Source organism: Streptomyces sp. NPDC048337, from assembly GCF_043201175.1.
Lineage (GTDB): Bacteria > Actinomycetota > Actinomycetes > Streptomycetales > Streptomycetaceae > Streptomyces.
In genome coordinates this window covers 145,631-168,704 of record NZ_JBICYR010000004.1, presented here as the reverse complement: position 1 = coordinate 168,704, position 23,074 = coordinate 145,631, and the positions used below count along the sequence as shown (strand labels likewise).

18 protein-coding genes and 1 pseudogene are annotated in these 23,074 nt (G+C 72.3%); 15 read left to right on the top strand and 4 right to left on the bottom strand.

Annotated features, from left to right (window positions below):
- The 3 genes from ACGFYU_RS08735 to ACGFYU_RS08725 form a co-directional block, all read right to left on the bottom strand.
- A complete protein-coding gene (locus ACGFYU_RS08735) occupies positions 1 to 243 on the bottom strand; it encodes a hypothetical protein (protein ID WP_393826554.1) in 243 nt (80 codons plus the stop codon).
- A gap of 129 nt (positions 244 to 372) precedes the next feature.
- Positions 373 to 921, bottom strand: a complete 549-nt coding sequence (locus ACGFYU_RS08730; RefSeq protein ID WP_393826553.1) for a hypothetical protein — start codon at positions 919 to 921, stop codon at positions 373 to 375.
- Between the two features lie 767 nt (positions 922 to 1,688).
- Positions 1,689 to 3,242: a recombinase family protein gene (locus tag ACGFYU_RS08725; RefSeq protein ID WP_393826552.1), complete on the bottom strand. Its 1,554-nt coding sequence runs from the start codon at positions 3,240 to 3,242 to the stop codon at positions 1,689 to 1,691.
- A 63-nt stretch (positions 3,243 to 3,305) separates the two neighbouring features.
- Between ACGFYU_RS08725 and ACGFYU_RS08720 the strand changes: the two are divergent.
- From ACGFYU_RS08720 to ACGFYU_RS08695, 6 genes and pseudogenes are all read left to right on the top strand, one after another.
- Positions 3,306 to 3,617 (top strand): annotated as a pseudogene (locus tag ACGFYU_RS08720) (ATPase, T2SS/T4P/T4SS family); the annotation flags it as partial.
- Positions 3,614 to 4,498, top strand: coding sequence for a type II secretion system F family protein (locus tag ACGFYU_RS08715; protein WP_393826551.1), 885 nt, complete (start codon positions 3,614 to 3,616; stop codon positions 4,496 to 4,498). The pseudogene ACGFYU_RS08720 and the gene ACGFYU_RS08715, both read left to right, overlap by 4 nt.
- The gene (locus ACGFYU_RS08710; protein ID WP_393826550.1) at positions 4,498 to 5,298 is read left to right on the top strand and encodes a type II secretion system F family protein; all 801 of its coding nucleotides are present in this window, start codon (positions 4,498 to 4,500) and stop codon (positions 5,296 to 5,298) included. The genes ACGFYU_RS08715 and ACGFYU_RS08710 overlap by 1 nt, the downstream gene beginning before the upstream one ends.
- A gap of 74 nt (positions 5,299 to 5,372) precedes the next feature.
- On the top strand, positions 5,373 to 5,570 hold the full coding sequence (locus ACGFYU_RS08705) for a DUF4244 domain-containing protein (RefSeq protein WP_382637575.1): 198 nt from the start codon (positions 5,373 to 5,375) through the stop codon (positions 5,568 to 5,570).
- Positions 5,557 to 5,952 (top strand): TadE family type IV pilus minor pilin, encoded by a 396-nt coding sequence (locus ACGFYU_RS08700; RefSeq protein ID WP_393826549.1) that lies wholly within the window; start codon positions 5,557 to 5,559, stop codon positions 5,950 to 5,952. Before ACGFYU_RS08705 ends, ACGFYU_RS08700 begins: the two co-directional genes overlap by 14 nt.
- Positions 5,949 to 6,383 (top strand): Rv3654c family TadE-like protein, encoded by a 435-nt coding sequence (locus ACGFYU_RS08695; RefSeq protein ID WP_393826548.1) that lies wholly within the window; start codon positions 5,949 to 5,951, stop codon positions 6,381 to 6,383. The genes ACGFYU_RS08700 and ACGFYU_RS08695 overlap by 4 nt, the downstream gene beginning before the upstream one ends.
- Here the strand turns inward: ACGFYU_RS08695 and ACGFYU_RS08690 are convergent.
- A complete protein-coding gene (locus ACGFYU_RS08690; protein WP_393826547.1) occupies positions 6,372 to 8,837 on the bottom strand; it encodes a DEAD/DEAH box helicase in 2,466 nt (821 codons plus the stop codon). The two genes, ACGFYU_RS08695 and ACGFYU_RS08690, sit on opposite strands and share 12 nt — an antisense overlap.
- A gap of 81 nt (positions 8,838 to 8,918) precedes the next feature.
- Between ACGFYU_RS08690 and bldG the strand changes: the two genes are divergently transcribed.
- The 9 genes from bldG (at position 8,919) to ACGFYU_RS08645 (ending at position 23,067) form a co-directional block, all read left to right on the top strand.
- Positions 8,919 to 9,260, top strand: a complete 342-nt coding sequence (bldG, locus tag ACGFYU_RS08685; RefSeq protein ID WP_393826546.1) for an anti-sigma factor antagonist BldG — start codon at positions 8,919 to 8,921, stop codon at positions 9,258 to 9,260.
- Positions 9,261 to 9,361: 101 nt separating this feature from the next.
- Positions 9,362 to 9,802 (top strand): ATP-binding protein, encoded by a 441-nt coding sequence (locus tag ACGFYU_RS08680; RefSeq protein WP_393826545.1) that lies wholly within the window; start codon positions 9,362 to 9,364, stop codon positions 9,800 to 9,802.
- Positions 9,803 to 10,070: 268 nt separating this feature from the next.
- A complete protein-coding gene (locus tag ACGFYU_RS08675; protein ID WP_393826544.1) occupies positions 10,071 to 12,473 on the top strand; it encodes a sodium-translocating pyrophosphatase in 2,403 nt (800 codons plus the stop codon).
- A 162-nt stretch (positions 12,474 to 12,635) separates the two neighbouring features.
- Complete coding sequence (locus ACGFYU_RS08670) at positions 12,636 to 13,202, top strand: small secreted protein (RefSeq protein ID WP_393826543.1); 567 nt, start codon at positions 12,636 to 12,638, stop codon at positions 13,200 to 13,202.
- 163 nt (positions 13,203 to 13,365) lie between these two features.
- Complete coding sequence (locus ACGFYU_RS08665; protein WP_393826542.1) at positions 13,366 to 14,874, top strand: methyltransferase; 1,509 nt, start codon at positions 13,366 to 13,368, stop codon at positions 14,872 to 14,874.
- 114 nt (positions 14,875 to 14,988) lie between these two features.
- A complete protein-coding gene (locus ACGFYU_RS08660) occupies positions 14,989 to 15,186 on the top strand; it encodes a hypothetical protein (protein WP_393826541.1) in 198 nt (65 codons plus the stop codon).
- Between the two features lie 334 nt (positions 15,187 to 15,520).
- A complete protein-coding gene (topA, locus tag ACGFYU_RS08655; protein WP_393826540.1) occupies positions 15,521 to 18,331 on the top strand; it encodes a type I DNA topoisomerase in 2,811 nt (936 codons plus the stop codon).
- A gap of 293 nt (positions 18,332 to 18,624) precedes the next feature.
- A complete protein-coding gene (gene tmk / locus ACGFYU_RS08650; protein WP_393826539.1) occupies positions 18,625 to 21,774 on the top strand; it encodes a dTMP kinase in 3,150 nt (1,049 codons plus the stop codon).
- Positions 21,775 to 21,855: 81 nt separating this feature from the next.
- On the top strand, positions 21,856 to 23,067 hold the full coding sequence (locus tag ACGFYU_RS08645) for a DNA polymerase III subunit delta' (RefSeq protein ID WP_393826538.1): 1,212 nt from the start codon (positions 21,856 to 21,858) through the stop codon (positions 23,065 to 23,067).
- Positions 23,068 to 23,074: the final 7 nt, after the last annotated feature.

Here is a 23,074-nt window from a genome sequence, read left to right as displayed (position 1 = left end):
TTAGACCTCCTCAGAAAGGACGGTGTTGGTCGGGTGAGACTTGCGGTAATCGGTCACGATGTTGAGCACAGCGATAAGGCCGTGAACCGACTCGCGTACGTCATCGGCGGTCACGAGCCCATCGCACAGCAGCTCCACCGCGAATAGGCGGTGAGAGTCCAGGACGGTGTACGGGTCGGCAACAGCGCCGGTCTGGTACTGGTGAAAGGCAAACTGTGCGTCAGCCTTGAGGTCAGAGGACATGCGAATTCCAATCAAAATGAAACGCCCCCCAGCAGCAATGACCGCCAGGGGGCGCACCAACTAACCGCGCTATTTCTAAGGGGAGGCGGACCGGTTAACGAGCACCGGCCCATAGTCATAAGTAGGCGTCTACGCGACCTTGGCGCGGTTGCGTCGTGCCCACTCGCGCTTACGGGCGCGCTCCCGCTCGACCTTGCAGCCGTCGCATATCTGCGGCCAGCGGCGAGACGAGGCAGCGGGGCGAGTCACGCTGAACTCCCTTGCGCACTCAAGGCAGTTGCCCGCAAAGCGCTTCTGTCCGTGGCTCATCTCCACCCAACCGGCGGCCGTCGCCCAGGACTTGGTTACGGCGAGGGTCTGGGAGCGCTGCCGGACGGCGAGCCTGAGAAGCCGTTCAGCGCCCGTGTGAAGCTCCCACAGGGGCCGCCAAGGGTCATCCATCGCGTCACGCAGCGAACGAGCCTCTACGGCCCTTACAGCGACCTCGGGGAACGGCTGCGGGATGTCGGCCTCACGACCCCGCGCACGACGCAACTCGGCCTCGGCCTCTTCGGTCAGGTCCCGGACGATAAACCCGGATTCCTCGATAGCGGCACGGGCCGACGTGGCCGACGGGTCATATTCGATGCCTAGCAGCGAGGCGGCGGCAGCCCAATCGTGGGCACCGAAGAAGGACAAGAGAAACCCCCAAATGAGAAAACCCCCAGATTCCAGCCGGCTGGGGGGTGGTGCATTCGAATACTCGGACGTGTGTCGAGTGCTGTTCTTGAGGGAGAGTTTCGGTCCCCATTGGAGTTTCCATGAGGTGACCTATTTCTATGTCGAGAATCAACACTCAACACAAAGGGAGAAAATCAAGCCTCGCCCCGCTGTGCCTCTTCCCGCTTCTTTCGGTAGGCGTCCCGGTCCCGGCAGCTTCGCCCGCAGTACTCGGCAGGGCGGCCGGTGCCCTTGTACTCAATGGGGTTCCGGCAGCCAGGCAGCGCGCATTCCTGGCCCGTGAGCACGGATTCCACGATTTGCAGGGCGGATGTGACGTGGTGATGTACGACATAGAGCGCCCTGGTTGGGGTGTGCTTGCTGTCAGGGCTAAGCCCGAAACTTCCTTCCATCTCGGCTTCACGTAGGGCCGTGAGCAATTCGGTGAACCTGGATATTTCCATGAATCCTGTCTCCGTGTATCCGGTGCAACCCGCTTGGTGGGGTCCGCGTATCCGGCGTATGTGGGTATCTGCGGTTTGTCTTCGTCGGCGTATCTGGTGTAACCCGTCGTAGGCGTGCGGCGTATCTGGTGAAACACAGGCAAGAAAAACCGGTCGGAGCCGACTGGGCTTCTATGTACTAGAGAGGGTCTGGGTTAAGAGCTGCTGCGTGACCTCCTGTGGAGACAGCAAAGGGCCCCGCTCCCTGGTGATTCAGGAACGGGGCCCGTGTGCGCTGCCGTCTTACGCTTCCGCCTCATCCATCGCTATGGCGGCCAGTGCAGCGGTAGCCGGGTCGGTTTCCCTGACCCACGCGGGACCGTCGAAGCGCACGGCCACCCGCGATGCGTCGAACCGCTTCGGTGCGCCGGGCGTGGCCGGTTGGATCTCGGCATGGGTTCCCATGTCCGCGAGCAGCGCCCGCCGCCCCTCGTCGTCGCGCCGCTCCCACTCGGCGGAGACCGGGCCCCCTGCGTCCACCCATCGCCCCTCGGCGTGGTCGGCTTCCTTACGCAACTCGATCTCGCGCTGTTCAAGGGCGGTGATCTGATGAATCACGAGCTGACCCGCTCGGCCGCTCGGGTCCAACTGGGCAAGGCTTCCTGCCAAGCGGTCAATCTGCGTCCGAACCTCGGAGAGCTGAAGCACAGCGCTGCCGTCCGGCTCGGCCCAACGCTTGAGGTAGGAACCACCGAACACGGTCAGGTAGCGGCGAGTGACAAGCTCGTCCACGGCTGACGCGAGAACGACGTTCGGCCGATGGATGCCTGCCTTGCCGACGCCCTTCGGGCATACGTAGGTGCTGTAGTCCTTCCCGTTGACGGAACGGCGCTGCTTGTACATGGGTCCGCTGCACACGGCACAGCGCGCGATGTGGAGGAGCAGAGCCTTGCCCCGGCTCGGTCGGTCCACGCCCCGACCCTTGGCCTTGCTGTCGAGCACCGTGCGGACGTTGGTCCACGTCTGTGCGTCGAGGATGGCGGGCCCGGCGGAGACGTGACGCCCTTCCGCGTCGAGTACGGCTTGGTGGGTCAGCGCTCCCCGCTTGCTCCCCGGCTTGGCCTGTACGAGCCACCCGCGAAGAGCGGGGGTGTAGAGCACATCCCGTAGCGTCGTCGTGTGCCACTTGGTTCCGCGTACCTTGCGGCCGTCGCGCTGTCGGGCATGGTCTGCCGGGGAGGGGATGCCGCGCGCGGTGAGTTCCCGTGCAAGCCCCGCGACGGACGCGCCGTGATGAATGATCTTGTCGGCGCACTCGCGGATGATGGCGGCGGCCGTCTCGTCGATGGCCCAACGCTTGTTATTGACCGGGCCCGTGGACACGTAGCCGTACGGGGCGAGTCCTCCAAGGTGGTTGCCGCGCGAACGAAAGTGTTCCTTGGATGCCTGAATGCGGGCCGTGATCATGTCGCGCTCGTACTCAGCGAACGCGGCAAGCAGGTTGGCGAGGAACGATCCGTTCTCCGGAGACATCATCCCGTCTGCTGTGACGACCGTTGCCCTGGTTGACCCAGCGGCCTCCACCAGGCGTGAGAACTCGCGGACGCTGCGCGCGTACCGGTCGAGCTTCGCGGCGAGCACGTAGTCAGCGCGGGGGAGCCAGGTCAGCACCTCACGCATTCCGGGTCGGTCTTCCAACTTGCTGGCACCACTGACGTTGGTGTCCGTGGCGACGTGGACCACCTTCCACCCGCGCTGTTCGGCGTAGGCGCGACAGGCGGCTATGCGGTGGTCGGGTGCTTCCTCGGCGAAGAGGCGGGACAGGCGGTCGTAGATGACTACGGTCTTCTGGCTCATACAGACCTTCGAGGGTGTGAGTGAAGACCTGGACCGTTGCGAATCGCTTTGCACGGTTAGGCCGGGCACCCGGGAGGCTGCGGCACGGTCCATGCGAATGCCGCCGCCCATGTCCCGGCCCGCCTGGAGGCGTTGGGGACGGCCGCCGGGCTCGACCGGGCCGCCCTGCACAGCCAGTTGGCTGCCGCGCTGACCCTGGTGGTCCACCTGGTCCGGGACCGGGAGGGGCGGCGCCGGGTCGCCGAACTGCACGTGCTGGAACGGGACACCGCCGGTCTGGTGGTCACCGTACCGGCGCTGCGGTGGGCCGCGCGGGGCTTCGTGCGGGAGCGCGGCTGGGAGCGGCTGCGCCCGTTGCTGCGAGGTGCCCGGTGAGCGCCGGGGTGGTGCTGCCGGTGCCGGTGTTCGCCGGAGTGCTGTGCGCCGGGGCGGCCGCCTGGGTGCTGGCCGGGGGCGACCGGGTCTCCCGGCGGGCCCGGGTGCTGGTGGCCGGGGGCGGGTCGGTGGCGCGGGGCGGGCGGGTGCGGCCGGACCGGCTGGTGGCCGTCGTACGGATGCGGGCGGCTCGGTGGCGGGAGTGGGCCTGCCTCGGTGCCGGTCTCGTGGTCGCCCTGCTGGGCGGGTCGGTGATCCCGCTGCTGGCGGGGGCCGCCGCGGTGCCGCTGGTGCGGCGGTGGCTGCGGACCAGGGCGCGGGAGCGGGCCCGGGTGGCGCGGGCCGCCGAGGTGGTGGCCCTGTGCGGGGCGGCGGTGGGGGAGCTGCGGGCGGGAGCCCAGCCGGGTCAGGCCCTGACGGCGGCGATACGGCGGACGGCCGCCGGCCCCGGCGGTCCGGGCGCGGCGGAGGCGGGGGTGCTGGCCGCCGCCGCGTTCGGCGGGGATGTGCCCGCGGCGCTGCGCCAGGCGGCGCGGGAGCCCGGCGCGGAGGGGCTGGCGGGGATGGCCGCCTGCTGGCGGGTGTCGGTGGACGGCGGTGCGGGCCTGGCCGCGGGGCTGGACCGGCTGGAGGGCGCCCTGCGGGCCGAGCGGGACCGCCGGGAGTCGCTGCGGGCCCAGCTGGCGGGAGCGCGGTCCACGGCGGTGGTGCTCGCCCTGCTGCCCCTGGTGGGGCTGCTGATCGGCACCGGGCTGGGGGCGGATCCGCTGCGCGTGCTGCTGCACACCCCGATGGGGTGGGGCTGCCTGCTCGCGGGCGGGGTGTTGGAGGCGCTGGGACTGGCGTGGTGCCGGCGGATCGTGCGGACGGGGGAGCGGTGATGGGCGGCTACGGGGGCTCGGATTTCCGGGGCTTCGATGTCCACAGGCTGGGGATGGCGCTGTGCCTGGCGGTGGCGGCGCTGTGCGTGGGGTCGGCGGTCGTGGCGCGGTTCCGGGCGCGGGCGGCCCGGCGCCGGTTCGCGGTGCTGCTGGGGGTGAAACCGGGCCTGCGGGATCCGGCGCCGGGCTCCCGGGTGCGCGGCGCGGTGGCGGCCTGGGCGGGGCCGGCCGGGGCGCTGCTGGCGGGCTGGGTGCTCGTCGGCGGAGTGGCCGGTGTGGCCGTCGGAGGCCTCGCGGCGTTCGCGGTCCGGCGGTGGCGGCTGCGGGTGCGGCCGCCGACCGGGGTGGACCCGAAGGAGGCGGAGCGTCAGCTGCCCTTCGCCGCCGACCTGTTGGCGGCCTGCCTGGCCGCCGGGGCGGGCCCGGTGGAGGCCGCGGAGGTGGTGGGGGAGTCGCTGGGCGGCCCGGTGGGCGAGCGGCTGGCGCGGGCCGGGGCGGAGCTGCGGCTCGGCGGCGAACCGGGAGTCGCGTGGGGGAGGTTGGCCGAGATACCGGGTGCCCGGACGCTCGCGGAATGCCTGGAGCGGGCCGCCCGGACCGGGGCGCCCGCGGCGGAACCGGTCTCCCGTATCGCGACGGCCCTGCGGGAGGAGCGCACCCGGCAGGCGGGCGCAAGGGCCGGGCGGGCGGCGGTCCTCGTCACCGCTCCGGTGGGGCTGTGTTTCCTCCCCGCATTTCTCGCGATCGGAGTCGCCCCGGTGGTGATCGGTATGGCCTCCGGTCTCCTCTCGAACACCTGAAGTCACATCAACCACACGCATCAACACGTCATTTCTGCAGAGCACGTCGCGAGGGAAATCAACAGGAGGTTGCCATGAGGATCATCTGGTTTCGGGTACGGGCGGCACTGGGTGCCCGCGGGAGCGATAGGGGGATGTCCACCTCGGAATACGCCATGGGCACGATCGCGGCCTGTGCATTCGCGGCCGTTCTGTACAAGGTGGTGACGAGCGAAGTGGTCGCCACGGCCCTTCAGTCGACCATCGGGAAGGCGCTCGATGTGCCGTTCTGAGGAAAGGGCCGGGCGGTCCTGGGGAATCGGGGACCGGCGAGATCGGGGATATGTGACGGCTGAGGCCGCCCTGGTGATTCCGGCGCTGGTGCTGTTCGCGGCCCTGCTGGTGTGGGCGCTGATGGCGGCGGCCGCGCAGATCCGGTGTGTGGACGCGGCCCGGGCCGGTGCCCGGGCGGCGTCCCGGTCGGAGCCGGCGGAGGTCGCGGTGGCGGCGGCCCGGGCGGCCGCCCCCTCGGGAGCCGAGGTGGCGGTGGAGCGGGCCGGGGACCTCTGGCGGGTCCGGGTGGCGGCCCCGGCGCCCGGGCCGGGGCTGCTGCCGGTGCGGCTGGGGGCGCAGGCGGTGGCCCTGGCGGAGGACAGCGTGGGGCCGCCGCCGTGAGCCGGGACCGGGGCTCGGCCACCGTGTGGGCCGCGCTGGTGGCCACCGTGCTGGGGGCGGTGTTCGGCGGTGTGCTGCTGCTCGGCCAGGCCGTCGTGGCCCGTCACCGGGCGGCGGCGGCCGCGGACCTGGCGGCCCTCGCGGCGGCGGCGAGCTGGGCCCACGGCCCCGAGGCGGCCTGCGCCACGGCCCGGCGCGTGGCACGGGCGCAGGGCGCGGCGCTGGCCGCGTGCCGGGTCGAGGGGGAGGTCGCCGAGGTCACGGCCCATCCCGCGACGGGCCCGTTCACCCCCGGGATCCGGGCCCGCGCGGGCCCGCCCGCGGAAGCGGTGGTCCCACCGGTCCCACCGACGGGCTCACCGGTCCCACCGACGGGCCCACCGGTCCCACCACCGGGCTCGCCGCGTCCACCGGGCCCGCTACGCGGGTGAGGGCTGCGGGGGTTCGGAGAGGAGGCGGGTGAGGAGGCGGATGGCGCCGCGTTTGTGGAGGGGGTCGTTGCCGTTGCCGCATTTGGGGGACTGGATGCAGGAGGGGCAGCCGGCCTCGCACTCGCAGGCCGCGATCGCGTCGCGGGTCGCGGTCAGCCAGGCGCGGGCCGTGTGGAAGGCCCGTTCGGCGAAGCCGGCGCCGCCGGGGTGGCCGTCGTAGACGAAGACCGTGGGGAGGAGGGTGTCGGGATGCAGCGGCACGGAGACGCCGCCGATGTCCCAGCGGTCGCAGGTGGCGAAGAGCGGGAGCAGGCCGATGGAGGCGTGCTCGGCGGCGTGTAGCGCGCCGCCGAGGATCTCCGGGTTGATCCGGGCCTCGTCGAGCTGGTCCTCGGTGACCGTCCACCACACGGCCCGGGTGCGCAGGGTGCGGGGCGGCAGGTCCAGCTTGGCCTCGCCCAGGACCTCGCCGGTGATCAGCTTGCGGCGCAGGTAGGAGACGACCTGGTTGGTGACCTCGACCGACCCGTAGCAGAGCCGGGCCGCGCCCCAGGGGATCTCGGTGTCGGTTTCGAGGATGGAGATGGAGGTGGTGTCGCGCGCGGTGGTGGAGAAGGGCGGGTCCGCCTCCTCGACGAGGGCCGCCGCGTCCTCCAGGTCCAGGTGCTTCACGAGGTAGGTGCGGCCCTGGTGGAGGTGGACGGCCCCGTCGTGGACGGCGGTGTGGGCGGCCGATTCGTCGACCGTGCCCAGCAGCCGGCCGGTGGAGGCCTCCACGATCTGCACGGGGCGGCCGCCGCCGCCCCGGATGTCGGTCAGGTCCGAGGCCCGTTCCCGGCGGGTCCAGTGCCAGGCCGTCGCACGGCGGCGCAGCAGCTTCGCCGCTTCGAGCTGGGGGAGGAGGTCGTCGGTGGCCGGGCCGAAGAGCTCCAGGTCGGCGTCGGTCAGGGGCAGCTCGGCCGCCGCCGCGCACAGGTGGGGGGCGAGGACGTACGGGTTGTCGGGATCCAGGACGGTGGCCTCCACCGGTCGGCGGAACAGCGCCTCGGGGTGGTGGACGAGGTAGGTGTCCAGCGGGTCGTCGCGGGCGATCAGCACGGCCAGGGCGCCCTGGCCCGAGCGCCCGGCCCGGCCCGCCTGCTGCCACAGGGAGGCCCGGGTGCCCGGGTAGCCCGTGATCAGGACGGCGTCCAGGCCCGCTACGTCCACGCCCAGCTCCAGGGCGGTCGTGGCGGCCAGGCCCAGCAGCTCGCCGGAGTGCAGGGCCCGCTCCAGGGCCCGGCGCTCCTCGGGCAGGTAGCCGCCGCGGTAGGCGGCGACCCGCCGGGGCAGGGAGCGGTCCACCTCCGCCAGCCGCTCCTGGGCGATCACCGAGATCAGCTCGGCGCCGCGCCGGGAGCGGACGAAGGCGACCGTACGGACGCCCTGGACGACTAGGTCGGTCAGCAGGTCGGCGGTCTCGGCCGTGGCCGTACGGCGTACCGGCGCGCCCTTCTCGCCCCGCAGATCGGTGAGGAGCGGCGGCTCCCAGAGGGCGAAGACCACCTCGCCGCGCGGGGAGGCGTCGTCGGTGATCTCGATCACCGGGACCCCGGTGAGCCGGGAGGCGGCCGCAGCCGGGTCGCTGGCGGTGGCGGAGGCCAGCAGGAAGACCGGATCGGAGCCGTAGCGGGCGCAGAGCCTCCGCAGCCGGCGCAGTACCTGGGCCACGTGGGAGCCGAATACCCCGCGGTAGGTGTGGCACTCGTCGATCACGACGTAGCGCAGGGCCCGCAGGAAGGAGGCCCAGCGCGGGTGGGCCGGGAGGATGCCGCGGTGCAGCATGTCGGGGTTGGTGAGGACGTAGTTGGCGTACTGGCGCACCCATTCGCGTTCCTCGACGGGCGTGTCGCCGTCGTAGACGGCCGGGCGGACCGCGTTGCCGAGCGGGGCGGCCAGTTCCCGTACGGCGCGCCGCTGGTCGGCCGCCAGGGCCTTGGTGGGGGCCAGGTAGAGGGCGGTGGTACCCCGACCGTTCGGGGCCTGCGCACCGTCCGCGAGGGCGGAGAGCACGGGCGCGAGGTAGGCCAGGGACTTGCCCGAGGCGGTTCCGGTGGCGACGACCACGGACTCCCCGTCCAGGGCGTGCTCGGCGGCTGCGGCCTGGTGTTCCCACGGATGGCCGATCCCGGCGGCCTGAATGGCGGCTACGACATCCGTTCGGATGCGGTCGGGCCAGACTGCATGACGGCCCTCCCGAGGGGGCAAGTGCTCCGTATGAGTGATGCGCGCAGCTCGGGAAGGCCCCCGTGACAGCCGGTCCAGGACCGTGCCGGGGGTGGGTCGGGAGTCCGCGGGTGGCGTGTGCCGACCGGGACGGTGAGTATTGGCCATTGGAACCGAGTGTGTCACCGGCGTGCGGGACAATGGTCCGAAGGCGTCGTGCGCGCCTGCCGGTAAGTGATTGAATGCCATCGCGGCAGCCAATCCCTCACCTACCTTCGGGTGGGGAGGCCCCTGGGGGGCGCCGCTCGATAGCAAGGTGCTGGAGGATCCGTGGACCTGTCCCTGTCGACTCGCACTGTCGGCGACCGTACGGTCGTGGAGGTCGGTGGCGAGATTGATGTGTATACCGCGCCCAAGCTGCGCGAGCAGTTGGTCGAGTTGGTGAACGACGGCAGCTACCACCTGGTTGTCGACATGGAGCGAGTGGACTTCCTCGACTCCACCGGACTTGGTGTGCTCGTGGGAGGCCTCAAGCGCGTCCGCGCGCACGAGGGTTCGCTGCGTCCGGTGTGCAACCAGGAGCGCATCCTGAAGATCTTCCGCATCACCGGTCTGACCAAGGTGTTCCCGATCCACACCACCGTGGAAGACGCCGTCAACGCCACCGACTGACGGCTCCCTGGAGCAGGGAGCCGACGAGGAGAGCGGGGGTACCGGGCCACGGTTGGCCCGGGACCCTGTCAAGGCACGCCCGTAGTCCGAGGGGGACGCGCATGGCCACCGTTGAACTGCGCTTCAGCGCTCAGCCCGAGCACGTCCGGACGGCCCGCCTGGTCGCGGCCGCCGTGGCGCGGCGGGCCGGCGTGGACGAAGCCGTGCTCGACGAGGTCCGCCTCGCCGTGGGCGAGGCCTGTTCGCGCGCCGTCGGGCTGCACCTCAGCAACGGGCTGACCGCGCCCGTCCGGGTCGTGCTGACCGAGGAGGAGAAGGTGTTCTCCATCGAGGTCGGCGACGAGGTTCCCGGACCGGCCGGCGGCCCGGGCGACGCCGTGTCCGGGATCGACGCCGTCCTGGACCCGGACAACGAGGGCGAGGACGAGATGGGCCTCGCCGTGATCAGCGGGCTCGTCGACGACGTCGAGGTGACCAGTGGGGAATCGGGCGGGACCATCCGGATGAGCTGGCCCGTGTCGGGGAGCTCCGATCTTCCGTAGATCCACTGAGCCCCGCATTCCGTCGTATCTTCCGATCTTTATCAAGGCCCTGCTGAGCAGGGCCTTTTTCATGCCTGAACGCATTTCCTAGATCATCGATGGGCCGTCAATGCCTTTGAACCATTAGCACTTTCGAGGGTAATGGAGTGACGCGATCTATTGCTGAGGAGCAAGAGCACGCCAATTCCGTTTCCTGCGCACTGTTTTGATCAGGGCGCGCTCCCTACAATCCGTCCACATCTTGAGCTCATCACGTCAAGGAGGACGAATGACGGGGCTCTTCACCCCTATCGCGCCGGATGCCACCACCGATCTGGCAGCCGCAGTACTCACCGATGACAATCGCCTTATCGTGATCGTCATCGCGGCCGTCGCATTGGCCGCCCTCCTCGTCGCGCAGATCCTGGTCCGCCAGGTCCTCGCCGCCGACGAGGGGACCGACAGCATGAAGAAGATCGCCGCGGCCGTCCAGGAAGGCGCCAACGCCTACCTCGGCCGGCAGCTGCGCACCCTCGGCATCTTCGCCGTCGTGGTCTTCTTCCTGCTCTTCCTGCTCCCCGCCGACACCTGGTCACAGCGGGCGGGGCGGTCCGCCTTCTTCCTCGTGGGCGCCCTCTTCTCGGCGGCCACCGGCTACATCGGCATGCGCCTCGCGGTCCGCGCCAACGTCCGCGTCGCCGCCGCCGCGCGCGAGGCCACCCCCGCCGAGGGCCAGCCCGCCAAGGACCTGACCGAGGTCGCCCACAAGGCGATGCGGATCGCCTTCCGCACGGGCGGCGTGGTCGGCATGTTCACCGTCGGCCTCGGCCTGCTCGGCGCCTCCTGCGTCGTCCTGGTCTACGCCGCCGACGCCCCCAAGGTCCTGGAGGGCTTCGGTCTCGGCGCCGCGCTGATCGCGATGTTCATGCGCGTGGGCGGCGGCATCTTCACCAAGGCCGCCGACGTCGGCGCCGACCTGGTCGGCAAGGTCGAGCAGGGCATTCCGGAGGACGACCCGCGCAATGCCGCGACCATCGCCGACAACGTGGGCGACAACGTCGGAGACTGCGCCGGAATGGCCGCCGACCTCTTCGAGTCCTACGCCGTCACCCTGGTGGCCGCGCTCATCCTCGGCAAGGCCGCCTTCGGCGACCTGGGCCTCGCCTTCCCGCTGATCGTGCCCGCCATCGGCGTGATCACCGCGATGATCGGCATCTTCGCGGTCTCCCCGCGCCGCAGCGACCGCAGCGGCATGACCGCCATCAACCGCGGCTTCTTCATCTCCGCCGTGATCTCCCTGGTGCTCGTCGCGATCGCCGTCTACGCCTACCTGCCGGGCAGCTACAAGGAGCTCGTCGGCGTCGAGAACGCCGCGATCACCAACCACACCGGCGACCCGCGCGTCCTGGCCGTCGTCGCCGTCGCCATCGGCATCGTGCTCGCGGCGCTGATCCAGCAGCTCACCGGCTACTTCACCGAGACCAACCGCCGTCCCGTCCGGGACATCGGCAAGTCCTCCCTGACCGGCGCGGCCACCGTCATCCTCGCCGGGATCTCCGTGGGCCTGGAGTCCGCCGTCTACACGGCGCTGCTCATCGGCCTCGGTGTCTACGGGGCGTTCCTGCTCGGCGGCACGTCGATCATGCTCGCGCTCTTCGCGGTGGCCCTGGCGGGCACCGGCCTGCTCACCACCGTCGGCGTCATCGTCGCCATGGACACCTTCGGGCCCGTCTCCGACAACGCCCAGGGCATCGCCGAGATGTCCGGCGACGTCGAGGGCGCCGGCGCGCAGGTCCTGACCGACCTGGACGCCGTGGGCAACACCACCAAGGCCATCACCAAGGGGATCGCCATCGCCACGGCCGTGCTCGCCGCGGCCGCGCTGTTCGGCTCGTACAACGACGCGATCGCGGGCGCGATCAAGGACGTCGGTGCCAAGGCCGGGGAGATGAACCTCAGCCTGGACATCGCGCAGCCCAACAACCTGGTCGGGCTGGTCCTGGGCGCGGCCGTCGTCTACCTGTTCTCGGGCCTGGCCATCAACGCGGTCTCCCGCTCCGCGGGCGCCGTGGTCTACGAGGTGCGCCGCCAGTTCCGCGAGCACCCCGGGATCATGGACTACAGCGAGAAGCCCGAGTACGGGCGCGTCGTGGACATCTGCACCAAGGACGCGCTGCGCGAGCTCGCCACGCCCGGCCTGCTCGCCGTCCTCACCCCGATCGCCGTGGGCTTCTCCCTCGGCGTCGGCGCGCTCGGCTCCTTCCTCGCCGGGGCCATCGGCACGGGCACGCTGATGGCCGTCTTCCTCGCCAACTCCGGTGGCGCGTGGGACAACGCGAAGAAGCTCGTCGAGGACGGCCACCACGGCGGCAAGGGCAGCGAGGCCCACGCCGCGACCGTCATCGGCGACACGGTCGGCGACCCGTTCAAGGACACCGCCGGTCCGGCGATCAACCCGCTGCTCAAGGTGATGAACCTGGTGGCGCTGCTGATCGCCCCGGCCGTCGTGCAGTTCAGCTACGGCGCGGACACCAGCGCCACCGTACGGGCGATCGTGGCGGTCCTGGCGATCGTCATCATCGTCGGCGCGGTGTACGTCTCCAAGCGCCGCGGCATCGCGGTGGGCGACGAGGCCCAGGGCGGAGCCGCCGAGCGGGTGGCCCAGCAGGCCGACCCGGCGACGGTCTCCTGACCCGAGGCACGACCGCGGTACGGGCGGAGCCGGGCAGGGCCGGCCGTGCGCCCGAACGGCGGACAGGCGGCGCGGACTGACGCGCCGTCTGTCCGCCTTTGTGCGTGGCCGGATGGCAGCCGTGTATCTTCCGGGCCGAGAGCCTTCGAAGGGACCAATCCGGTGAACAAGAAGCTTGCGGCCGCGTTGTCGGGCGGTGCGGTACTGATGCTCGTCCTGTCCGGTTGCGGTGGGGACGACAGCGACAAGAAGGCCAACGACTGGGCCAAGAAGGTCTGCGACCAGTGGCAGCCCGAACTCAAGAAGATCGAGGCGGCCAACGCCGACATCAAGCGCGTGGCGACGGAGAGCAGCAAGCCGGACGAGGTCCAGAAGACCGACTCGGCGGCGTTCGGGACCATGTCCGAGTCGTACAAGGCGATGGGGACCGCCCTGCAGGGGGCGGGGGTTCCGCCGGTCAAGGAGGGCCAGAGCACCCTGGACAAGGCGGTCAAGGGCTTCGAGGAGACCTCGAAGGGCTACGCCGACCTGAAGACCAAGATGGACGCCCTGGACGCCAAGGACCAGACGAAGTTCGCCGAGGGCCTCAAGGAGGTGGCCGGCGGCCTGCAGGACGCGGCCAAGGGCGGCAAGGACGCCCTCGCCGAGCTCAACGCAGGCGGTCTGGACAAGGCGATGAACAGCCAGAAGGGCTGTCAGGTGGCGGCGCCCTCGCCGTCGCCCAAGTAGCCTCGGCGCGCCGACCCGAGACCGACCGGGGCGGCCGGGGCCCTCGCAACGGGCCGCGGCCGCCCCGTCGCACGTCCCGCCCCGCCCGCCCCGAGCTGCGCCGCCCCGATCAGCCGGGCCCCGGCTGATCGGCAAGACGGGCGCCAGCGGACACAATGGTCGGGTGAGTACCACCAGCCTCCCCACGTCCGACCACGCCGCCGAGCTCCGTGCCGCGTTCCTCGCCAACGGCTTCACCGCCGACGGGCTGCTCGAGCTGCTCGGCGCCCCCGCCTACGCCGCTCTGGCCCGCAGCGAGACGGTCCCCGCCCTGCGCGCCACGCGCGGCGACGGCCCGCTCGCCTGCCTGGTCCGGCTGTTCCTGCTCCAGCAGCCCGTGCCGCACGTGCACGCCGTGGCCGCGTTCCCCGCGGACCTGGCCCTGGCCGACGGCTGGCTGCGGCGCGAGGGCGACGAGGTGCACGCCACCGTCGACGTGCGCCCGTACGGCGGCCCCGACGGCGAGGACTGGTTCATCGTCTCCGACCTCGGCTGCTCCGTCGGCGGGGCCGGCGGGATCGGCAGCCGCGAGGAGGGCGTGGTCCTCGGCGTCGGCGGCGCATCCACCACCCTGGCCGGGATCACCGTGCGCACCCCGGTCGGCTCGGCCCTCGACGTCGGCACCGGATCGGGCATCCAGGCGCTGCACGCCGCCCAGCACGCCACCCGGGTCACGGCCACCGACGTCAACCCCCGCGCCCTGGAGTTCACCCGTCTGACGCTGGCGCTGTCCGGCGCCCCGGAGGCCGAGCTGCTCGCCGGGTCGCTCTTCGAACCGGTCGGCGAGGCCACGTACGACCTCATCGTGTCGAACCCGCCCTTCGTGATCTCTCCCGGCGCCCGGCTGACGTACCGGGACGGCGGGATGGGCGGCGACGACCTGTGCCGGACCCTGGTCCAGCAGGCCGGCGCGCGGCTCAACCCGGGCGGGTACGCGCAGTTCCTCGGCAACTGGCAGCACGTGGAGGGCGAGGACTGGCACGACCGGGTCCGCTCGTGGGTGCCGCGCGGGTGCGACGCGTGGATCGTGCAGCGTGACGTACAGGACGTGACGCAGTACGCGGAGCTGTGGCTGCGCGACGCGGGCGACCACCGGACCGACCCGGCCGAGTACGCGAGCCGCTACGAGGACTGGCTGGACGAGTTCGAGGCCCGCAAGACCAAGTCCGTCGGCTTCGGCTGGATCACGCTGCGCCGGTCGGACGCGGCCGAGCCCTCGATCGTGATCGAGGAGTGGCCGCACTCGGTGGAGCAGCCGCTCGGCGAGACCGTCCTGGCCCACTTCGCCCGCCAGGACTACCTGCGGGACCACGATGACGCGGCCCTGCTGGAGGGGTACTTCGCCCTCACCGAGGAAGTCGTACAGGAGCAGGTCGGCGCGCCCGGCGCGGAGGACCCGGAGCACGTGGTGCTCCGGCAGCACCGCGGGATGCGGCGCGCCACCAAGGTCGACACGGTCGGGGCGGGCTTCGCCGGAGTGTGTGACGGCTCACTGACCGCGGGCCGGATCCTGGACGCGATCGCGCAGCTCGTGCAGGAAGATCCGGTCGTTCTTCGGGACCGCACCCCGGAGGCCATCCGGATGCTGGTCGAGCAGGGCTTCCTGGAGCCGGTGGCGGGCCCCGCGCAGTAGCCGGAACCCAGATGTAACCCGGGGTTCGCCCTCCGTACCCCCTGGGCTGTCAGGGTCATGCACAGCGGGATCCGGGGGGATCCCGAGAGCGGCCCAGGGGTAAAGGGGAGCTGCATGGAAGACGGCCCGGGGATCTTCGCGGCGACCGTGTTTCTGCTGTTCGGGGCCGCTCTGCTGGCCTGGACGGGGGCGCGTGCCCTGCACCGCGCGCCGGTGGCTGAGGGCGTGCGCCCCGTCGTGGCCGTACCGCTGGCCCTGCTCGCCGGCGCGACGTCGCTGGCCCTCGGTGTGTGGTGCCTCGCGCGGCTCTGACGCGGGGGCCGCGACCCGACCGGATCCGGCCGGGATCCGCCGAGGATCCGGCCGGGAACGCCGAGGTCGGAGCGGTCGCGGGAGGGGTTCCGAAGACCGGCCCGAGAGCGGGTGCGGGTGCGGGGCCAGACGGCCCCCAGGCCACTCGGCCCGGTGATCGCGAAGGGCCCGCCGAGGCATCCGGGCGGCAGAAATGGCACTTGTCGGGTTACCGTTCGAGTGGCCGTTGCGGGCTTGTGCCGTTTGACACGGGGGCGGGTTGTACCGTCACACTCCGCAGCGTCGTCGTACCGCGACCGAGTGCCGACCGTGCCGACCGGAGAGAAGAGCCAAGTTGTCCCCGACTAGCGAGACCGCAAAGGGCGGCCGCCGACTCGTCATCGTCGAGTCCCCTGCCAAGGCGAAGACGATCAAGGGCTACCTCGGCCCGGGATACGTCGTCGAGGCGAGCGTCGGGCACATCCGCGACCTCCCGAACGGCGCGGCAGAGGTCCCCGACAAGTACACCGGCGAGGTCCGCCGCCTCGGCGTGGACGTCGAACACGACTTCCAGCCGATCTACGTCGTCAACGCCGACAAGAAGGCCCAGGTCAGGAAGCTCAAGGAGCTGCTGGCGGACTCCGACGAACTCTTCCTCGCCACCGATGAGGACCGCGAGGGCGAAGCCATCGCGTGGCACCTCCAGGAAGTCCTCAAGCCCAAGGTCCCCGTCCACCGGATGGTCTTCCACGAGATCACCAAGGATGCGATCCGCGACGCCGTCGCCAACCCGCGCGAGCTCAACCAGCGCATGGTCGACGCCCAGGAGACCCGCCGCATCCTCGACCGCCTCTACGGCTACGAGGTCTCGCCGGTCCTGTGGAAGAAGGTCATGCCGCGGCTGTCGGCCGGCCGCGTCCAGTCCGTGGCCACCCGCCTCGTCGTCGAGCGGGAGCGCGAGCGCATCGCCTTCCGCTCCGCCGAGTACTGGGACCTCACCGGAACCTTCTCCACCGGCCGCGCCGGCGACCCGTCCGATCCGTCGTCGCTGGTCGCCCGCCTGAACACGGTCGACGGCAAGCGCATCGCGCAGGGTCGCGACTTCGGCGCGAACGGGCAGCTCAAGAGCGAGGTGCTGCACCTCGACGAGGCCAACGCCCGGGCGCTCGCCGCCGCGCTGGCGGACACCTCGTTCGCCGTGCGCTCGGTCGAGTCCAAGCCGTACCGCCGCTCCCCGTACGCCCCGTTCCGCACGACGACGCTGCAGCAGGAGGCCTCGCGCAAGCTGGGCTTCGGCGCGAAGGCGACGATGCAGGTGGCGCAGAAGCTGTACGAGAACGGCTTCATCACCTACATGCGTACGGACTCCACGACGCTGTCCGACACCGCGGTGGCGGCCGCCCGGGCGCAGGTCACGCAGCTCTACGGGGCCGACTACCTGCCGGAGAAGCCGCGCGTCTACGCGGGCAAGGTCAAGAACGCGCAGGAGGCGCACGAGGCGATTCGTCCTTCGGGTGATCGTTTCCGCACCCCGGCCGAGACGGGTCTGACCGGCGACCAGTTCCGCCTGTACGAGCTCATCTGGAAGCGGACCGTCGCCTCCCAGATGAAGGACGCGGTCGGCAACTCGGTGACCGTGAAGATCGGTGGCACGGCCTCGGACGGGCGGGACGCCGAGTTCACCGCGTCCGGCAAGACGATCACCTTCCACGGCTTCATGAAGGCGTACGTCGAGGGCGCGGACGACCCGAACGCCGAGCTCGACGACCGCGAGAAGCGGCTGCCGCAGGTCGCGGAGGGCGACGCGCTCGCCGCCGAGGAGATCACGGCGGACGGCCACTCGACCAAGCCGCCGGCCCGCTACACCGAGGCCTCGCTGGTCAAGGAGCTGGAAGAGCGGGAGATCGGCCGCCCGTCGACGTACGCGTCGATCATCGGCACGATCCTCGACCGCGGCTACGTCTTCAAGAAGGGCACGGCGCTCGTGCCGTCCTTCCTGTCCTTCGCCGTCGTCAACCTGCTGGAGACGCACTTCGGGCGCCTGGTGGACTACGACTTCACCGCGAAGATGGAGGACGACCTCGACCGCATCGCGCGAGGCGAGGCGCAGTCCGTGCCGTGGCTGAAGCGGTTCTACTTCGGCTCGGAGGACGCGACCGAGGTCGTGCCGGCCGACGGTGACGCGCTCGGCGGTCTGAAGGAGCTGGTCACGGACCTGGGCGCGATCGACGCCCGGGAGATCTCCTCCTTCCCGGTGGGCGAGGGCATCGTGCTGCGGGTCGGCCGCTACGGGCCGTACGTGGAGCGGGGCGAGAAGGACGCGGAGGGCCACCAGCGGGCCGACGTACCGGACGACATGGCTCCGGACGAGCTGACGGTCGCGTACGCGGAGGAGCTGTTCGCGAAGCCGAGCGGGGAGTTCGCGCTGGGCGCCGACCCGGTGAGCGGGAACCAGATCGTCGCGAAGGACGGCCGCTACGGGCCGTACGTGACGGAGATCCTGCCCGAGGGCACGCCGAAGACGGGCAAGAACGCGGTGAAGCCGCGGACGGCCTCCCTCTTCAAGTCGATGTCCCTGGACACGGTCACGCTGGATGACGCGCTGAAGCTCATGTCCCTGCCGCGGGTGGTGGGCGCGGACGCGGAGGGCGTGGAGATCACGGCCCAGAACGGCCGCTACGGCCCGTACCTGAAGAAGGGCACGGACTCGCGGTCGCTGGAGACCGAGGACCAGCTCTTCTCGATCACGCTGGACGAGGCGCTCGCGATCTACGCGCAGCCGAAGCAGCGGGGCCGGGCGGCGGCCAAGCCGCCGCTGAAGGAGCTGGGGACCGACCCGGTGAGCGAGAAGCCGGTGGTCGTGAAGGACGGCCGCTTCGGGCCGTACGTGACGGACGGCGAGACGAACGCGACGCTGCGGCGGGACGACGACGTCGAGACGATCACGCCGGAGCGGGGCTACGAGCTGCTCGCGGAGAAGCGGGCGAAGGGCCCGGCGAAGAAGACGGCCAAGAAGGCGGCGAAGAAGGCCCCGGCGAAGAAGGCGACGGCGACGAAGACCGCTGCCGCGAAGAAGACCGCCGCGAAGAAGACGACCGCCAAGAAGACGGTGGCCAAGAAGACGGTGGCCAAGAAGACGGCGGCGTCCGCCCCGGCGGACGAGTAGCCGCAGGCCGCAGACGTAGGCCCCGCGCTGCAGCGCGGGGCCTACGCGCGTCCGGCGCCGACGGGCGCGTTCAGCCCCGTCGGGCACCATCCAGCCTCGCCGGCGTTTGAGGCGCGTGGTACGGGGCGGAGCCCCGGGGGCCCGGCGGAGCCGGTGCCCGTCGCGTGCGACCGCCGTCGGGCCGCGCCCGAGGTACGGGTCCGGGGCGGAGCCCCGGGTGGTGGGGCCGGAGTCACAGGGGGCCTTGTCCACAGGCCTCCGCAGCGGCCAAGCGCAGCGGATAGGCTGGGCGGATGACGCGAGCCGAGCAGCCAACGGTCGTGACCGCCCCCGCGAACCCCACCTACGACGAAGCCCTAGCCGCGGATTCCCGCGAGCGTGCGGTGCGCGCACTGCTGCGCACCCCCAGGCTGCGCCGGCTGTGGAGCGCCCAGCTGGTGAGCGGCATCGGCGATGCCCTCGCCCTGCTGGTGCTGGTGCTGCTGGCCTTGCAGGCCGCGGTCTCGGAGGACGCCTTCGGCGGCGGCTACCGCGGCGCGGCCCTCGCCGTCGCCGCCGTGTTCGGGGTCCGGATCCTGGCCACCCTCCTCTTCGGCGCGGTCCTGCTGGGCCCGCTGGCCGGGCTCATCGCCCCCGGCGGCAAGCTGGACCGCCGCTGGACGATGATCGGAGCCGACGGGGTCCGCCTCGGGCTCTTCGTCGTCGCACCGCTGTGGCTCGACTGGATCCCGGCCCACGCGCTCACCGCGCTGCTGGCCACCGTCTTCGTCGCCGGCACCGCCGAGCGGCTGTGGACCCTGGCCAAGGAGAGCGCGGCCCCCGCCCTGCTGCCCGCGCCGCCGCCGGAGGGGGCGACCGTACGGCCGCTGCCGGACCACCTGGACGCGCTGCGCCGCCTGACCCTGCGTACGGCCTTCGCGGCGCTCCCGGTCGCCGCCGCCGCGCTGCTCGCCGCCACCCTGGTCGGAAAGGCCCTCGGCCTCGGCATCGACTGGTTCGCCGAGAACCAGGCCGCCCTCGGCTCGTACGTGGCCTCCGGCCTCTTCGCCGCCTCCGTCTCGCTGCTGCTCCCGCTCGTCCTGCCCGGGACGAAGACCCCGCGCCCCCGTTCCCCGCTGGAGGGCCTGCGCGCCCCCAAGGCGGGCGACCGGCCCGACAAGGGCCGTACGGGCGCCATCCCCCTGCTGGTCCTGGCCTGCGCCGCGGTCGCCGGAGCGGTGTCCTGCGCCGTCGCCGTGTCCGTACTGCACGCCTTCGACCTCGGCGGCGGCCCGGCCTCCTTCGCCCTGGCCGTCCTCGCGCTCGTCGGAGGCACCGCCGCCGGCATCCGCGCCACCCAGGCCGGCAAGGTGCTGCCCGCGCTGTCCCGGCGCCGTCTGCTGGCCCTCGCCATAGCGGTGGCGGGGCTGGCGCTGCTGCTGACCGGGCTGGTCCCGGACACGGCGACCGTGCTGTTCCTGTCGCTGCTCGCCGGCACCGCCGCGGGCGTCGCCGCCAACACCGGGCACACGCTGCTGGACCAGGAGACCGAAGAGTTCCGCCGGGCCCGGGTCACCGAGCACCTCCAGGCCGTGGTCCGGGTGGCCATCGCCGTCGGGGCCGTCGTGGCCCCCGTTCTGGCCGCCGTGATCGGGCCGCACCGGCTCACCGGCGCCGAGATCGTCTTCTCGCACGGCGGGGCCGCCTTCACCCTGATGCTGGTGGGCGCCCTGCTGCTGCCGGTCGCCGTGGTGGTCCTGACCAAGGCTGACGACCGCGGCGGCGTGCCCCTGCGGCGCGACCTGCGCGAGGCGCTGCGCGGCGGGGAGCCGGTGCAGGCGGCATCCGCCACCGGGTTCTTCATCGCCCTGGAGGGCGGCGACGGAGCCGGCAAGTCCACCCAGGTGCAGGCGCTGGCCGAATGGATACGGGGCAAGGGCCACGAGGTCGTCGTGACCCGCGAGCCGGGGGCCACCCCGGTCGGCAAGCGGCTCCGCTCGATCCTGCTCGACGTCTCCTCTGCCGGGCTCTCGAACCGTGCCGAGGCGCTGCTGTACGCCGCCGACCGGGCGGAACACGTGGACACGGTGGTGCGCCCGGCCCTGGAGCGCGGCGCGGTGGTCATCTCCGACCGCTACATCGACTCCTCGGTGGCCTACCAGGGCGCCGGCCGCGACCTGTCCCCGACCGAGATCGCCCGGATCTCGCGCTGGGCCACCGACGGGCTCGTCCCGAACCTGACCGTGCTGCTCGACGTATCGCCGGAGGCGGCGCGGGAGCGGTTCACGGAGGCTCCGGACCGGCTGGAGTCGGAGCCGGCGGAATTCCACCAGCGGGTGCGGTCCGGGTTCCTGACGCTGGCCGCGGCGGACCCCGGGCGCTACCTCGTGGTCGACGCGGGCCAGGACCCGGACTCGGTGACCACCGTCGTCCGGCACCGCCTGGACCGCATGCTGCCGCTCTCCGAGGCCGAGGTGGCCGCCCAGGCGGAGGCCCGGCGCCTCGCCGAGGAGGAGGCCCGGCGCAAGGCCGAGGAAGAGGCCGCGCGCCAGGCGGAGGAAGCCCGCCTGAAGGCCGAGGAAGAGGCCCGGCTGGCCCGCGAGGCCGAGGCGGCCCGGATCAAGGCCGAGGCGGAAGCCGCGCGCAAGGCGGAGGACGCCCGGCTGAAGGCCGAGGAGGAGGCCCGGGCCCGGGCCGAGGCCGAGCGGCTGAGGGTGGAGGCCGAGGAGAAGGCGCGCGCCGCGGAGGCGGAGCGGTTGCGCAAGCAGGCCGAGGAGGAGGCCCGGCTGCGGGCCGAGGCCGAGGAGCGGCGGCTGGAGAAGCAGCGGCGGGCGGAGGAGGCCCTGCTGAAGGCCGAGGAGGCGCGCCGGCTGGCGGCGGCTGCGGCGGCCGCTGCCGCCTCGGCCGCGGCGGCTCCGGCGCCCGCGCCCGCCCCGGCGCCCGCGCCGGCGCCCGCGCCGAAGGTCGGCATGACGAAGGCCCCGCAGGCGGACGACGCCGTGACGATCGAGACCCCGGTGGTCGACAGGCGGGTCGTACGGCCGGACGACGTCACGCAGACCGTCCCGGTGCCGAAGGTCGATCCGGCGGTGGACGCGTCCGCCGCGGAGACCTCGGTGCTGCCGCCGGTCCGGGCGACCGACGAGACGGCCGTCCTGCCGCCCGTACGGCCCTCCGGTGGGACCGGACCGGCCCGGTCCGCCTCGCGGCCCACGAGCCGGCGCCCCGACGAGAACCCGGCCGACCGGGTGCCGCCGAACATCTTCCGGGACTCCGGCGCCGACTCCGGCAACGACCGGACGCGGGAGCTCCCGGTCCTCGGCGACGACGGACGCCCGCGCCGCCCGCGCCCGGACTGGGCCGAGGAGACCCCGCTGGACGATCTGCCCACGCTGGCGGACGAACTGCTGGGCCGCCACGAGGACGACGAGGACGAGGGCCGGGGCCCGCGCCGCCGCCGCTGACCCGCGGCGGGGCCGGCCGTACGGGATTGTCGGTGGCGCCCGCCACAATGGGTGCACGGAGAGTGAAAGGTGGTGGGCGGGATGCCCGTATGGGACGACCTGGTGGGACAGGAGCGGGTCCAGACGCAGCTGGCCGCCGCCGCCCGCGATGCAGACGCCCTGGTCACGGCCATCGAGCAGGGGGGCGAGGCGCCCGCCGCGTCCAAGATGACCCACGCCTGGCTGTTCACCGGACCGCCCGGCTCCGGGCGGTCCACCGCCGCCCGTGCCTTCGCGGCCGCCCTCCAGTGCACCAGCCCCGACCGCGCCCTCGGCGGCGAGCCCGGCTGCGGCTTCTGCGACGGCTGCCACACCACCCTGGTCGGCACGCACTCCGATGTGGAGATCGTCCGTACGGATCTGCTGTCCATCGGCGTGAAGGAGACCCGCGACCTGGTCCGCCGGGCGCAGCTCTCCCCGGCCGTGGGCCGCTGGCAGGTCATCGTCCTGGAGGATGCCGACCGGCTCACCGAGGGCGCGGGCAACGTGCTCCTCAAAGCCGTGGAGGAGCCCGCTCCGCGGACGGTGTGGCTGCTGTGCGCGCCCTCCCTGGAGGACGTGCTGCCCACGATCCGCTCCCGCTGCCGGCACCTGACGCTGCGCACCCCGCCCGTCGACGCCGTCGCCGAGGTGCTGGTCCGGCGCGACGGCATCGAGCCCGCCGCCGCCGCGGCCGCCGCCCGGGCGACCCAGGGGCACATCGGCCGGGCCCGCCGGCTCGCCACCGACGAGGCCGCCCGCTCCCGCCGGGCCGCCGTGCTGAAGCTGCCGCTCCGCGTCGACGACGTGGGCGGCTGCCTCAAGGCGGCGCAGGAGCTGGTCGACGCCGCCGCCGAGGACGCCAAGCAGGTCGCGGAGGAGATCGACGCCAAGGAGACCGAGGAGCTGCGGGCCGCGCTCGGCGCGGCCGCGGGCACCGGCGGCCGGATGCCCCGCGGCACGGCGGGCGTGATGAAGGAGCTGGAGGACCGGCAGAAGCGCCGCCGCACCCGTACCCAGCGCGACAGCCTCGACCTGGCACTGACCGACCTCACCGGCTTCTACCGCGATGTGCTGGCCCTGCAGCTCGGCTCGTCCGTGGCCATCGCCAACGAGGAGATACGGCCGGACCTCGACCGGATCGCCCGGGCCTCGGGTCCCGAGCGGACCCTGCGCCGGATCGAGGCGATCATCGCCTGCCGGGACGCCCTGGACCGGAACGTGGCCCCCCTCCTCGCGGTCGAGGCGATGACGATGTCGCTGCGCGCCGGCTGAGGCGGAC

What these genes read in the sequence shown, in the direction of transcription:
- ACGFYU_RS08735 (WP_393826554.1), bottom strand. Translation starts at nt 243, where the DNA reads ATGTCCTCTGACCTCAAGGCTGACGCACAGTTTGCCTTTCACCAGTAC.
- ACGFYU_RS08725 (WP_393826552.1), bottom strand. Translation starts at nt 3,242, where the DNA reads ATGAGCCAGAAGACCGTAGTCATCTACGACCGCCTGTCCCGCCTCTTC.
- ACGFYU_RS08710 (WP_393826550.1), top strand. Translation starts at nt 4,498, where the DNA reads ATGGGCGGCTACGGGGGCTCGGATTTCCGGGGCTTCGATGTCCACAGG.
- ACGFYU_RS08705 (WP_382637575.1), top strand. Translation starts at nt 5,373, where the DNA reads ATGAGGATCATCTGGTTTCGGGTACGGGCGGCACTGGGTGCCCGCGGG.
- ACGFYU_RS08700 (WP_393826549.1), top strand. Translation starts at nt 5,557, where the DNA reads ATGTGCCGTTCTGAGGAAAGGGCCGGGCGGTCCTGGGGAATCGGGGAC.
- ACGFYU_RS08690 (WP_393826547.1), bottom strand. Translation starts at nt 8,837, where the DNA reads ATGGCATTCAATCACTTACCGGCAGGCGCGCACGACGCCTTCGGACCA.
- ACGFYU_RS08680 (WP_393826545.1), top strand. Translation starts at nt 9,362, where the DNA reads ATGGCCACCGTTGAACTGCGCTTCAGCGCTCAGCCCGAGCACGTCCGG.
- ACGFYU_RS08675 (WP_393826544.1), top strand. Translation starts at nt 10,071, where the DNA reads ATGACGGGGCTCTTCACCCCTATCGCGCCGGATGCCACCACCGATCTG.
- ACGFYU_RS08660 (WP_393826541.1), top strand. Translation starts at nt 14,989, where the DNA reads ATGGAAGACGGCCCGGGGATCTTCGCGGCGACCGTGTTTCTGCTGTTC.
- tmk (WP_393826539.1), top strand. Translation starts at nt 18,625, where the DNA reads ATGACGCGAGCCGAGCAGCCAACGGTCGTGACCGCCCCCGCGAACCCC.
- ACGFYU_RS08645 (WP_393826538.1), top strand. Translation starts at nt 21,856, where the DNA reads ATGCCCGTATGGGACGACCTGGTGGGACAGGAGCGGGTCCAGACGCAG.